Annotated in this window: 12 protein-coding genes and 2 pseudogenes; 10 read left to right on the top strand and 4 right to left on the bottom strand. The window is 52.3% G+C overall.

The window, feature by feature from the left end:
* Positions 1 to 147 precede the first annotated feature (147 nt).
* The 3 genes from DW083_RS05390 to DW083_RS05375 all read right to left on the bottom strand — a co-directional run bounded on the left by DW083_RS05390 (position 148) and on the right by DW083_RS05375 (position 3,758).
* Entirely contained in the window at positions 148 to 816 is a 669-nt protein-coding gene (locus tag DW083_RS05390; protein WP_147382090.1) for a DUF6261 family protein, read from the bottom strand.
* Positions 817 to 1,627: 811 nt separating this feature from the next.
* Positions 1,628 to 3,298: a sodium:alanine symporter family protein gene (locus DW083_RS05380; protein WP_122331684.1), complete on the bottom strand. Its 1,671-nt coding sequence runs from the start codon at positions 3,296 to 3,298 to the stop codon at positions 1,628 to 1,630.
* Between the two features lie 109 nt (positions 3,299 to 3,407).
* Positions 3,408 to 3,758: a hypothetical protein gene (locus tag DW083_RS05375; protein WP_122331683.1), complete on the bottom strand. Its 351-nt coding sequence runs from the start codon at positions 3,756 to 3,758 to the stop codon at positions 3,408 to 3,410.
* Positions 3,759 to 3,908: 150 nt separating this feature from the next.
* Between DW083_RS05375 and DW083_RS05370 the strand changes: the two genes are divergently transcribed.
* Positions 3,909 to 4,565, top strand: coding sequence for a superoxide dismutase (locus tag DW083_RS05370; RefSeq protein ID WP_115498692.1), 657 nt, complete (start codon positions 3,909 to 3,911; stop codon positions 4,563 to 4,565).
* Between the two features lie 17 nt (positions 4,566 to 4,582).
* Positions 4,583 to 4,941 (top strand): annotated as a pseudogene (gene trxA / locus DW083_RS05365) (thioredoxin); the annotation flags it as partial.
* A gap of 618 nt (positions 4,942 to 5,559) precedes the next feature.
* Here trxA and DW083_RS05355 read toward each other — a convergent pair.
* Positions 5,560 to 6,315, bottom strand: coding sequence for a WG repeat-containing protein (locus DW083_RS05355; protein ID WP_008627608.1), 756 nt, complete (start codon positions 6,313 to 6,315; stop codon positions 5,560 to 5,562).
* A gap of 130 nt (positions 6,316 to 6,445) precedes the next feature.
* Between DW083_RS05355 and DW083_RS05350 the strand changes: the two genes are divergently transcribed.
* From DW083_RS05350 to DW083_RS05315, 8 genes and pseudogenes are all read left to right on the top strand, one after another.
* Positions 6,446 to 6,748 (top strand): immunity 17 family protein, encoded by a 303-nt coding sequence (locus tag DW083_RS05350; protein WP_008627610.1) that lies wholly within the window; start codon positions 6,446 to 6,448, stop codon positions 6,746 to 6,748.
* Positions 6,749 to 6,778: 30 nt separating this feature from the next.
* Positions 6,779 to 7,297: a hypothetical protein gene (locus DW083_RS05345; RefSeq protein ID WP_008627612.1), complete on the top strand. Its 519-nt coding sequence runs from the start codon at positions 6,779 to 6,781 to the stop codon at positions 7,295 to 7,297.
* 223 nt (positions 7,298 to 7,520) lie between these two features.
* Positions 7,521 to 8,366, top strand: coding sequence for an AraC family transcriptional regulator (locus DW083_RS05340; RefSeq protein ID WP_009040051.1), 846 nt, complete (start codon positions 7,521 to 7,523; stop codon positions 8,364 to 8,366).
* 147 nt (positions 8,367 to 8,513) lie between these two features.
* Positions 8,514 to 9,350 carry an RteC domain-containing protein gene (locus tag DW083_RS05335; protein WP_004327325.1) on the top strand — a complete coding sequence of 279 codons (837 nt, stop codon included), beginning with the start codon at positions 8,514 to 8,516 and terminating at the stop codon, positions 9,348 to 9,350.
* 238 nt (positions 9,351 to 9,588) lie between these two features.
* Positions 9,589 to 10,017 (top strand): helix-turn-helix domain-containing protein, encoded by a 429-nt coding sequence (locus tag DW083_RS05330; RefSeq protein ID WP_032581435.1) that lies wholly within the window; start codon positions 9,589 to 9,591, stop codon positions 10,015 to 10,017.
* Positions 9,980 to 12,078 (top strand): annotated as a pseudogene (locus DW083_RS05325) (AAA family ATPase). The gene DW083_RS05330 and the pseudogene DW083_RS05325 overlap by 38 nt, the downstream one beginning before the upstream one ends.
* Positions 12,053 to 12,412, top strand: coding sequence for a helix-turn-helix domain-containing protein (locus DW083_RS05320; RefSeq protein WP_004327328.1), 360 nt, complete (start codon positions 12,053 to 12,055; stop codon positions 12,410 to 12,412). The pseudogene DW083_RS05325 and the gene DW083_RS05320 overlap by 26 nt, the downstream one beginning before the upstream one ends.
* 410 nt (positions 12,413 to 12,822) lie before the next feature.
* Positions 12,823 to 13,314 (top strand): dihydrofolate reductase family protein, encoded by a 492-nt coding sequence (locus tag DW083_RS05315; protein ID WP_029427375.1) that lies wholly within the window; start codon positions 12,823 to 12,825, stop codon positions 13,312 to 13,314.
* Positions 13,315 to 13,376: the final 62 nt, after the last annotated feature.

Below are 13,376 nucleotides of genomic sequence, written 5' to 3'. Positions count from 1 at the left end.
ATCTTATACTAAACTGATTTGTAATAATTAGTATGAGATGGCGGGTCAAGCCCGCCAGGACACAGATGCTATAAATAAGACTTTTGATACATCCCCCAGGACACAGATGCTATAAATAGGACTTTTGATACATCCTCCTTCTATTAATCAGAGTATCCCCGGACGTTCATACGGAAGTCCCGTTTTCGGATCATGTTTGCTCATATCGCCGCCTGCCGTCTTACCGCCCTTGCCTTTGCCGTAGCGATTACTGAAGGTAACGCGGAATTTATCGATTTCCTCATTCCACCATGAAAATAAGATAATAAAATCTGAATCGCCATTTGCCTCAGCCAACGAATTTAGACGAAAAACAAGATTATCATATGCAACGATTAAATTCTTACGTGAGACGGAAGTCCGGAGCGGCATGTTTCGTTTACCTGATTCTACAGACCGGTTAGACGAACATTGGGCACATTCATTATTTGCTGTTTGTAATTTTGTAAATAAAGCATCTAATTTTAATTGTTCGACATAGGTTTTAAATTCATCCGAACGGGAAGCCTCGATCAGGTTATAGTAATATCCGGTCTGGTCGTCAAATGAATGATTATATATACCTTTATATCTATCAACCATCGGCATCAGGAAAACAGCTGCCTTTTTATTCTCCCCGTCCGGTTCGGCATTGTATCCCCGGATTAGTGAGAAAATACTGGATCGAATTTGGTTACGTACCTTGTTTGTACTTTTCATAGTGTCAGTCCACGAACTTTTTAAGATTTTCATACTTGAAGCATCAAGGTCAGCTATAGCTTCCTTAAATTTATCCAATTGTGGTTGAAATTTCGTCATATCTGCATTTGCAGTTAAGATTTGATTATAAACAGCCTGACAAAAAGATAGAAGTTCATTAATTTTGAGTTTTTAAGCCTCCTGAAAATAACAAAATAGACAATAACCCCCTGTTTCGGCTATTTTTCTATTTCATCCGAAATCTTGATCGGTTTTGGATTGACTCTTTTCACAATTTTAGCCCATTCGGATGACAACAGAGAAAATGAGGTGCCGAGCCCATATCGAAAAGCATACAATTTGATTGTTGAAAACCGGAAACAACAACAAAGTGATAAACCTTAACTCCCGGAGAATCGAATATTTGCGGACGAAGGCGGACGGCGTCTCAAATATCCCAAGGAAATTTTGGAGGCTTGTTGCGATGAGGTGCGCAGAAAATTGCCTTGAAGTAACGCTTCATCGCTCTGAAGGTTGACTTCGTGCTATATGAAGTCCGACTTCAGAGCAACAATGTTCCGGGTCAGAGCGATAAAGTCCCTCTTCATGCGATAAGATGCCGGAACATAGGAAAAAGCCCCTTTTTGACAGCTGAAAAGTGGGTTGACGTTTATTTTATTCGGGGTGTCTTTTGAGACTAAAAAACACGTTTTATACAATAAGCCCTCTGCGTAGGCTCTCTTTTGCCGTTTCGTTTCAACGAACGGTTTTGACACATCCCCCAAAAGAGAGCCTGCGGCAGGGGGGGTTATTGTAATATTCATCAGATTTGCAGGAGGTTCAAAACTTCTTATCATTGGCATATTGGCACATTCCTCATTGGTTCACTTTTTCTTACTACTGAAAACATCTACAATTTTCCCCGGACCCTCTTCCAATACGAATCGACAGAACTTTTCACCTCCTTATGCAGGATCAGGATACCGATCAGATTAGGCAGTGTCATCAGGGCAACCGTCACACCTGAAAAGGCCCAGACGATAGTCGTATCAGTGAAGGAGGCTAAGAAAAAGCCGGCTACATAGATAATATGATAGGCACGGACATATTTACTTCCCCACAAATACGTGACAGCCCGGTCACCATAATAAGACCAGGCGACAGCCGTTGTAAAAGCGAACAATAACAGGGAGAAAGGAATGATATATTGTCCCCAGTCACCAAAAAAACCTTTCTTAAAGGCTTCTGTAGAAAGAGGAGCCGAATGAAGCAGGGATTTTCCGGTCAGGTACACCTGCTTATCTTTCAGTACGGGTAACACCACATTTCCGTTCTGCACGGCTAAACTCCCCGTATAGGGTTCTTTGCCAGACTTCACCCGCACATCCTCGGCAAAAGAGCGGGCATGGAGAATCGTGATTCCGGTTGTCAGAATCTTACCGTCTTCCACTTGCAACGTACCGGTGAAAAGCGGCAACGGTTGTTTGCCGAGGATATGTCCGGAGACAAGCGCTTTCTGCTCCGGTATCTTTTCCTGATAAGTCCCGGACAGGACAACAGTATCCGCCTGCTGGAATTGGTTATCATATTTCTCCATCCAGGCCCCCGACGAAATCAGGACTAATCCGGTTATCAAACAAATAACAATCGTATCGATAAACGGCTCCAGTAAGGCAACCATTCCTTCCGACACAGGTTCTTCGGCTTTGGCGGCTGCATGGGCGATAGGCGCCGACCCCTGCCCCGCCTCGTTGGAGAACAATCCCCGGTTTACTCCCCGGTTAAAAGCCCAGACGACCGTAGCACCCAAAAAGCCTCCGGAGGCGGCTGTCCCGCTGAATATATTACCGAACACAGCGCCAAAAGCAGGCAAAATATTATCATAATTATAAGCCAACACACTGACTGCTCCCATTATATACAGAACCGACATAAAAGGAATCAGCCTTTCCGAAACCAGCGCAATACGCTTGATCCCTCCGATCACGATCAATGCCAGCAAAACAGCAAGAATAGCGCCCGTAATATAATGCCGGATTCCAAAAGAGGAAAACATCGCGTTGGAAATACTGTTTATCTGGGGCAGGCATCCTGTTCCGAACGAAGAGAAAATCGTAGCCACGGCAAACAAGGCTGCCAGCCAGGGCATATGCAGGCGATGCTTCATATAATACATCGGTCCTCCCGAAATCGTCCCGTCTTCCGTTTGCTCCCTGTATTTATGGGAAAGCGTCACTTCCACCATCTTTGTCGTCATACCTAAAAAAGCCGTCATCAGCATCCAGAACAAAGCCGAAGGGCCTCCCAGATGGATCGCCAGGGCGACACCTGCAATATTACCGGTCCCTACCGTACCGGACAAAGCGGTCGACAAGGCCTGGAAATGCGATGTATCGCCTATATCGTGCTTGTTGTCGTATTTCCCGCTGACAACCTTTAGGGCATGCCGGAAAAAACGGACCTGCGGGAATCTCAGATAAACCGTAAAAAACAGACCGGTTCCCAACAAAAGGAAAACAAACCATTGCGAACCGCCAAAGTGGGAATCGATAAGGGAAAGTATATTATTCAGTTCTTGCATAACAAATTTGATTAGATCGTATTAGTGTCTGCAAGATACGGATTAATACGCAAAAAGCAACTTTCTGTTAATAAAAAGTTGCTTTTGGTGACAAAACAAATAATCTACTTTATACCTGCGACACCTTTTGGATGATGCCGATAAACTCGTCGTTCGTCATTTGGATATCCGGTTCTTTGTAGTTCACATAGTCTTCAAAGTAATCGCTGGCAATATCCGCCACAATCTCCGAACCTTCCAGCCCGAAAGAATCCACCAGTTTCTCCACCTTACTGCGAATCCGGCGGATCACCTGCAGGCGGTCTTCATAACGGTCCGGCTTCTCCTGATCCGTCACATGCTCATTGCGCGCTATCAGATAAACCGCCGTATAAAACTTATCCACATCCCCGAATACAGGCGCGAACAACACTTTCTTTTCTTCCGGCAATGCAGCCAGTGTTTCCTGAATTTTTGTCATGATCGTACTTATTCTAATTTGTTAGCGAAGATAGCACATTCCGGTCATAGAAAACCTCTATCACACGATAAATAATATGCATTTCATTCCATGAACAAATATCAGACAGGGAATGTTAGAATAGTAGAAACAACATAAAACAAATAGAACATGCTAACATTCTGTCTCAGCTTATTATTGTTGACAACAAATAATAGCAATAGTCTAATAACAAATAAAAAAGATAAAGTTATGAAATTTGAATTAATTCAGTTACCCTATGCAGCCGACGCGCTGGAACCGGTTATAAGTAAAGAAACCATCGAGTTTCATCATGGCAAGCATTTACAGGCTTATGTAAATAATCTGAACAACCTGATCGAAGGAACCAAGTTCGAGAATGAAACTTTGGAACAGATCGTGGCAGAATCCGACGGCGCCATCTTTAACAATGCCGGACAGACACTCAATCACAATCTCTATTTCACCCAGTTCTCTCCCTATGGCGGAGGCAGACCGACAGGCGCACTCGCAAAAGCGATCGACGAGACATGGGGTTCATTTGAGAATTTCCAGAAAGAATTCGTCGCTGCCGGAACAGGCTTGTTCGGCTCCGGATGGGTGTGGCTGGCAAAAGATAAAGACGGAAAACTGTCCATTACCAAAGAAGCGAACGGCAGCAATCCGGTTGCCCACGGCCTGAAGCCGATTTTAGGATTCGATGTCTGGGAACATGCTTACTATCTGGATTACCGGAACCGCCGTCCCGACCATTTGAACGCATTGTGGAAAATCATCGATTGGGACGCCGTTGCCAAAAGATATTGAAAGGAGAACAGAAAATGAAAGTAACAGAATTGACAAAAGCGGATTTCCTGAAGAAAGTAGCTAACTACGAAGCCAGCCCGGACAAATGGGTGTACGAGGGAGACAAACCCTGTATCGTGGACTTCTATGCCACCTGGTGCGGCCCCTGTAAGATGGTTGCCCCAATCCTGGAAGAGTTAGCGGACGAATATGCCGGAAAAATCGATTTCTACAAAGTCGATACGGAAAAAGAGGAAGAGCTCGCCGCTTCTTTTGGTATCCGGAGCATTCCTTCCCTCTTTTTTGCCCGATGGGCGAAACGCCGCAGATGGCAAAAGGCGCAATGGGAAAAGCTGATTTCAAAAGAGCTATAGATGAGCTACTTTTGAAGAAATAAAGGACAATATCCTACTCTGAATAAATGATACTCTCCGAGGCCTGTTCAAGGATTCGGAGAGTTTTTTTCCAAAAAACAATCGTTTTTTTGTAATCGGTTGGTAGATAAGACTTAAAGAGTAGAAAGTTCGGTAGCCGGTAGCGATTTGGTAGCTGTGCGGGTTTCGCTGCATTGCTTCGCTCTGCTCTTGGAACTGATGCAAATATACTAATTTTGACCGAAAAAGGGAAATGTTTCGGGGATTTTTTATTTTTCGGGATTACCGGATTACAGGAAAAGCATAAAATCAGGAGGCGGTGCAAAAAACGAGGTTGCACCCGTGGTTTTACCAGAAGTGTAAAGTATTGATTTTCAGTGTGTATTTCTGTGGTGCAAGGTGCAGCTATATTTATATATATAGCTGCACCTTGCACCAGCCACACAGGGCTGTTTTGCGGCTTGCACCGATATTCTTTTAAGTTTCTGTAAATGAGTTGGTTTTGAGTTTTGGTGTTTGTTTCGGGGGAAAGGTGGGATGAACGGGATGTTCCGATAGGGCTTGGCGGCTTCGTGTTTGCCCTGCAAGGGCTTGGCAGGTGGGGTGGCTGGAATGTCGGGCTTAGGGCAGTCTTGGGGCTTTTATTCAATCCTTTGCCCTTTGCGGTCGATGTAATACCAATCATCGCTTTCCCAATAGTGGTATTCCCCATCCGAACCGGGAGCTTCTTCCAGTTCTCCCGTGTCGGTTACTTTCGCCTTCCCGTTCTCGAAAGGAAAGCCAAAAGCGAAGCGTGGTTCTACGAGGGTATTGCCATGCTCGTCCGCATATCCGATACGCCCTTTTTCATCGACGATGCGGTAAACGCCTTCCTGCACGGGGTCGTTGCCGTTGTCATACCGGTACGGGACATAGAGGCTTGCGGGATGGCTGTTGCCGGAGGATATGGCCGTGCAGCGGTCATGATAAAGGGTGAACAGCCGTATTTCAAGCAGGATGGCAAGGACTGCAAGCACCGTGCAGACAAGGAAACGGAGGCGATAGCGTTGCCGTACCGATACATGGAACGCCCCGTAATAGTCGTGCATCATGCGGTAACGCTCCTCGGTATAGATGCGCATATTCCTCCAGAGCAATACGGGGAACGGCAGTATCAGCGGGAAAAGCGTAAGGCGGTCGTCTGTTTCGTAAAGGAAGCGGACAGCCGGAGTGCCCAAGAACTGTAAAGCGATGGCGACAGGAAACAGGAGGCAGGCGAACTGGACCACACTGATGACCGCAAAACTACGATCCGGGAAGCCGTGCCGACAACTGCGCCACGTCCAATAAAAGAGGTGGTCGAAGAATCCGGGGAGCTTCGGCCGACTGGTTCTTTTATGTGGGGAGGCTTTCTTCATACGTTGCGGCTATATAGGTGCAAATAAAACGTATTTCTTCCAAACGGAAAAGATTTTTGCGGTGAAACTTTTTGAGTGATTGGACTTTTCACTATTTTTGCTTTGATGTATAACGGTTCGTCCGTAAGGTATGAATTTGGCTTTTTCTGTTATTGCTATGGAATGGTTCGATAAGATAAGCGAGTTTATGGAGGGTCTGCCGGAGTGGTTGCAGGCGCATCCGAGGTACGGCTACCTGATCGTGGCGGGAATCCTGCTGCTGTGGCTTGTGGGGATTGTCTGCGGATGGCGGTGGACGTACTCCCGTCCGGGAAGTTGGGAAGGGAATTTCTGGCTGGGTACGCTGGGTGAAAGGAGTTACCGTTTCTGGCTGGGGCTGATCGTTGCCGCCGCAACGGGATGCGCCCTGTTGCTGTTCTTCGTAACGGGATAAGCAAGCGGAAAACAAGGAAAGGAGGAAGCTATGTTCAAGGAACCGGCATACTGGATGTATTACTTCTGGAGCAAGAACAAACGTGCAAGGAAAGACAAGGCGGTTATCTCCAATGCCACGTGGACGATGGCAATCCTGTGGCTTCTTAACCTGATGGCTCTCCATCTTTTGTTCGAGGCATGGGGATGGGATATGCTGACGGGCTGGTTCTCTTCCCTGACGGACAAGGTGGAATGGAGCAGGTTCAACCCGGTTGCCTATCTGTTCGCCGCAGCGACGCTCGCTCCTTTTATCTGGATTGCCAGAAAGCTGTATTACCGTCCTGCGAAGCTGAAAGCGATGCAGGCGAAGTACGAGACAGTGGGCGAATACCGGAAATTGCTCGGTCAATGCCTGTTCTGGCTGTATGTTATCGGCAGTTTTGCATCGTTCTTCATTATAGCCGAACAAAAGAACCATTCCAAGGAGCAACCACTGATCGAAAGGTTGCAGGAGATACGGGACGGCAAATATCCCGTTGAAAAGACGCACTCACCAACCGGCGAATGACTTTCTTCCGGCTCCCCCTGCTTACTGTCATGCCGTTCTGCGGGTGGAACCGGTACAGCCTTTCTGTTTTTTCACGACTGAATATCCGAACCTATGGAGCAAAATCCGAATCTGTAATTCAAGGAAATATCGTGACCGATACGGGGTGTCGGCAGGACATCTATTGCAAACAATTTGTAATTTCGTGTAAGATTTGTATTATTTAATATCGTGTTGAAACAAAATGAAACAGAATCTTACACTAATTCTAATGAATGAAGCCGTCCGGGAGGGATGGCGGGAATGGATGGAAAAGGTACGCAGGGTATTGCCGCAAACGGATGCGGAGCGTCCGGTGACATGGATTGCGGCGGAACGGCTCGCACGGGAGAACGGACGGATGGTGCGGCTGGTGGAGCTGCTGCGGGAACACTGCCCCGTACTTTCGTGCCGGGTAAAGGAGGAAGCCGGGCTGCTGATACTGGTCGCCTATCACCGCCACGGAAGCTCGTCAGACTTCCTGCTGGAAACGGCGGAGGCGTATTTCCGGGAGAAGGACTGCAGAGGATTCCTGTTCCTCTGCCGGATGCAGGCAAGCATCAACGCCTACGACGAATACCCGCACCTGAACGTGCTCTGCAACCGTCTGGCGGGACTGCTGTTCCGCTTCCGCCGTGAACGGGCGTCCGAGTACCGCAAGGGCATACCGCCGATGTTCGGCAAGGCGGACTTGCAGGAGGTGGAAAAGTACCTGCCGCACCTGCGGGGCTGCTCGTTCCGGGAAGAAATCGCACTGGCTCTGCCCAAGGTGAAGAACGTGGAGGAACTGGCACGGGAATGCGCCATGTCGGTCAATACGCTGGGACGGCGTTTCAAGGAGGAGCTGAACACCACTCCGCACCGCTGGCTGACGGAACAGCGGAAAGCGCACGTAACCTCCCTGCTGGCGGACACGGACATGCCCCTTCAAGAGATTGCCGACGTGTGCGGCTTCGCCACTCCGAGCTACCTGTGGGACTTCTGCAAGAAGCACCTGAAGGCTACTCCTGCCGAAATCCGTGAAATCGCCCGGTGCGCCCGTACAGTTTAGCCTCCCTTTTCCAGCCCTGCCGTGAAAAACCGACCGTCCGGGGCCGATTGGCGGACAATCCGAATCCGGCGGTGAGGATTCAGAACGTCCGTTTCCCTGCCGTCCGCTAACTTTGCGCCCTTATAAACAACATGAAACAAGATTTATATGGAAGAATATTTTAACGGGCTGCTGAAGGAGGTGGATCAGCGCATGGCGACCACAGCCCCCGGCATGGACGGCAAGGAGGTGATAGGCGTCTGCCGTGAGATGGTCTCGTACCTGAAAGGCAAGAACCGGGAACTGAAGGAGTACGCCCTCGCCCATCCGTTCGCCGGGGACGCGAAGGAGATCCTCTACTTCAAGTATTACAAACCCGCCCTGACGGGCAGGCTGCTGTACTATTACCGGGTGTACCAGATAGAGAGCGGCTGCCCCGCCTGCCTGCGTGTCGCCGAACCGTACTACCGCAAGGCGATGGAGCGTGCCGAGCGGATGATGGAACGCTACCTGCCCTTTTACCAGTATTATCACAGCGGGGCGACGTACCGGGACAGCTACTATTTCCTGCGGGCGAAGGGCGAGCTAAGCCCCGAGAGCGGCAGCTTCGTGCTGGACGAGGAGGCGGAGTTCTCCACGGGCTACGACATACTGGCGGCACGGCTGATCTCGGTGGAGATGCTGCTGGTACACTTGAGCCGCCGGATGGAGCGTGCGGCGCAGGGGACGGAGACGGAAGCCGTGCCGGAGAAGGAACACCGCTGGACGAACACGAAGGTTGCCGCCATACTGCTCGTCTATGGCATACACGTGACGGGAAGCGTGGACGAGGGCAACGCCGAGATCGGCGAGCTGGCTGCGCTGTTCGAGAAGCATTTCCACGTGGATCTGGGCAACGTGTACCACGCTTTCGGCAGGCTGCGGGGGCAACAGAACCCGACGGCGTTCTTGGACGAGATGAAGGAGAGGCTGCTGAAAAAGATGCGGGACATGGATAGCCGGTAGCAAGTTGGCAACGGGGCGGCAGAGACGGCAGGACACGGGAAGGGAGCGTCCGAAGGGCTGGAAAGAGCCTTCCGGACGCTCTTTTTTACCCCGTCTCGGTCCTTTTTACCGCCCGGAACGGCGGCAAGGGCGAAAATGCGCCCCGAAAAAAAATCTTTGCCAAGGTGCCGGTATAGTGGCAGGAAAAACCGGCGAATCGGGCGACATTTGCGGCAGAAACCTAAAAATGAGTACGACAATGGAAATAATGACCATCGAGAGCAACGCCTACCGCCTGCTCGTGGAGAAGATCGAGAAGATAACCGCCTACGTGGAGGAATCCCGGAACCGGGAGGAAACGGAGCGCAAACGGAAAGAGGAAGCGGAAAGCCCTGTGACCAAGGGACGGAAAGCCGACCCGAAGTGGATGACGCACAAGGAGGTGTGCGAGGCGCTGGACATCAGCCACCGCACCCTGCAACGCTACCGCCAGAAGAACATCGTCCCCTATTCGATGATCGGGCGGCAGATACGCTATCCCCGGCAGGCTGTCGAGAGCCTGCGTGAGCGGTGGATGGTGGAGACGCCCGCCGCCAAGATCGACCGGATGATAGCGGAACATCCCCTGCATAACCGAAAAAACGGAAGCTATGGTAAGAAAGGAAGAAGTGCTGGCAAGAACCAGTAACGGGCTGGACGTGTTCCGCCACTACCTGCCCGTGAAGTGGCGGGTGGGCAGGAACTTCCTGAACCCGCTGTACGCCGACAGCAAGGCTTCGTGCAACGTGTATTACGACCGCCGGAGCGGTACGTACCGGATGAAGGACTTCGGCAACGGGGACTATTCGGGAGACTGCTTCTTCCTCGTGGCGAAGCTGAAAGGGCTGGACTGCCGGAACGCCGCCGACTTCGTGGAGGTGCTGCACACCATCGACCGGGAGCTGTGCCTCGGACTGGACGGGGACAGCCCGACCGACGGGACGGTGGGAACCGGGGGCTGTCGGAGATTGCGGCTCGTGCCGGGCGCAAGGGGCGGCGGTGCCGGGGAAGCCGGAACGGACACGGAAGAGGCGGCTGTGTCCGCCGACCGTCCCGAACCGAAGCCCTACCGGGCGGCGGAGAAGCCCTTCACCGAGGGGGAGCTTGTCTACTGGGGCGCATCGGGCATCACCGTGGAGGTGCTGCGCCGCTACGGGACGGTATCGCTCGCCGAGTACCGGGGCGAGACGAGGGAGGGCAAGGCGTTCGGCTTCAGTTCCACCCCGGCGGAACCGATGTTCGGGTACAGGGGGAAATGGGGCGTGAAGGTCTATCGCCCGATGTCGGAGGTGCGCTTCGTCTATGGCGGGCACACGGGCGACAACTACTGCTTCGGGCTGGAGCAACTGCCCTCGAAGGGCGACCTGCTCTTCCTCACGGGCGGCGAGAAGGACGTGCTGACGCTGGCGGCGCACGGCTTCCACGCCATCTGCTTCAACTCGGAGACCTCGGTCATCCCGGCGAAGACCGTGCGCAAGCTGGTCTATCGCTTCAAGCACATCGTGCTGCTGTACGACACGGACAAGACGGGGCTGGAATGCTCGGAGAAGCACCGTGCGCAACTGGCGGAGTACGGGGTGAAACGGCTGGTGCTGCCATTGTCGGGGACGAAGGCGGAGAAGGACGTGACGGACTACTTCAAAGCCGGGCACACGAGGGAGGAGCTGATGGGGCTGTTCCTGAAACTGCTCGACACGCTGTACGGGGACACGCTGGCGATGCTGAAATCGTGCGAGATCGACTATGACCACCCGCCCGAACAGGCGGTCGCCATCGTTACCGCCGGGGACGTGCCGTTAGGCTCGGAAGAGAACATCCTCTGCATCACGGGCGGTGAAGGGACGGGCAAGAGCAACTACACCGCCGCACTGGTCGCCGGGGCGATCATGGAACGGGAGACGGACGCCGATCTCTTGGGGGTGCGGGTGGAACCGAACCGCAAGGGGCGTGCGGTGCTGCTCTACGACACGGAACAGAGCGAGCAACAGCTCCACAAGAACACGGGGCGGCTGCTGCGCCGTGCCGGGCGTGAGCGGATGCCGGAGTATCTGCACGTGTACTGCCTGACGGGGATGTCGAGAAGCGAGCGGTTGACCGCCATCGTGCAGAGCATGGACCGGTACCACTACCTGTACGGGGGCATCCATCTGGTCGTCATCGACGGGGTGGCGGACCTGATCCGCTGCGCCAACGACGAGGCGGAGAGCGTGGCGCTGATTGACGAGATCTACCGGCTGGCGGGAATCTACCGCACGTGTATCGCCGCCGTGGTGCATTTCGTGCCGAACGGACTGAAGCTGCGGGGACACCTCGGCAGCGAGCTGCAACGCAAGTCCGCCGCCATCCTCTCCATCGAGAAGGACGAGAACCCGGAGGTGTCGGTGGTGAAGGCGTTGAAGGTCAGGGACGGCAGCCCGCTGGACATTCCGCTGATGCAGTTCAGATGGGACAAGCAAGCCGGGATGCCCGTCTATGTGGCGAGAAGCCGAGGGCGGAGAAAGAGAAGCGCAAGGAGAAGGAGCTGGCGGAGATGGCACGGGAGGCGTTCGCCCGGCAGGAGAAGTACGGCTACATCGAACTGTGCGAGCTGATACAGGAGATGCTGGAAGTGAAGGAACGGACGGCGAAAGGCTACATCCGCTATATGCGGGAAAAGGAAATCATCGAAAAGGAGGGCGACTGCTATGTACACGGACAGGGAAGAGTTTGAGGGCTGGATGGAGCGCATCATGGAACGCTTCGACCGGACGGAGAAATTGCTGGAAAGGGTGCTGAAGAAGAACAACACGCTCGACGGCGAGGAGGTGCTGGACAACCAAGACCTGTGCCTGCTGCTGAAGGTGGGCATCCGCACGCTGCAACGCTACCGTGCCATCGGGGTGTTGCCGTACTTCACCATCAGCGGCAAGGTGTTCTACCGCACGAAGGACGTGCACGAGTTCATCCGCACCCGTTTCGCCGACGTGGAGGAACGGGCTGCGAAACGCAAGGAGAAGGAAGCCCGGAAAGAGGAAAGGCGCAGGAAAAGGGGGTTGTTCCCGTGAGAATGACATTTTTCTGACGGTGCTTTTGGTGGATGAAGCCCTGCCGGATCGTGAGATTAGGCGGGGCTATTGTTTTGTTATTCGGGAAGTTTCATTATCTTTGTTCGCACGAAGACAGAAGGCGGTGCTCTCGGGCACGGTCGCTGTCGTGACATAGAAGATTCATGCCCGGCTTGGAAGCAGGCGGGGATTGATATACATATTGTACGTTCGCTGAACGTCTTGAAGTAAAAAACTGGTAATTTTTGATAAGCAAGACGAATGGCGCAATGTTCATGCTGTATGCTTATACGGCGTGGGCTTGCCTATTCTGCTTATCGGGTAATACCAGTACCTTTACTTCGGAATAGCGTGAGTTCACGCTGTTCTTTTGGGTGCGAGGCGGACATAATCCTTAAAAACACATTGATATGAAACAGATTACCTTGCACGTGTACCAATCCATTGACGGTTGTCCGGTCAGATCGGACAAGTATTTCGATGCGGCGGTGGACGCCTCCGGCTGCGTGCTGATCGACGAGGAAACCTACCTGCGCATTTACCTGAACCATCTGGGCTGGCCGCTCACGGCAAAAGAGACTTTGGTCGTGACGGACGGCTGTATTGACCTGACGGAGAAGGAACGGGTGCGGTTTGTTACAGGGGATGCGGCAGCGGAACTGCGGAGAATAAAAGCGGACGGCGAAGGGACGGTAACGGCTTACGGAGCGGAAACCGGGGCTTTGCTCTTGGATAACGGGCTGGCGGACGAAATCGTGGTGATAACCGTGCCGGTGCTGGTCGGTGGCGGCGAGAAGGCACTGGAGTGCGGGCTGAACGACGGCAGGACGTGGATCGTGCGGTCGAGCAAGGTATTGGAGGACGGGAAAATCCGGACGGTGTACGGAAGGGTATGCCCATGAAATGCAAAAAGCCACTGAAAAGTGGCTTGGGTCATTCAGGAAAGGATGACGGGTTATAAAAA

Source organism: Parabacteroides sp. AF48-14 (genome assembly GCF_003477465.1).
In the GTDB taxonomy this organism is placed as follows: domain Bacteria; phylum Bacteroidota; class Bacteroidia; order Bacteroidales; family Tannerellaceae; genus Parabacteroides; species Parabacteroides acidifaciens.
This window is presented reverse-complemented; position numbering and strand designations above follow the sequence as displayed.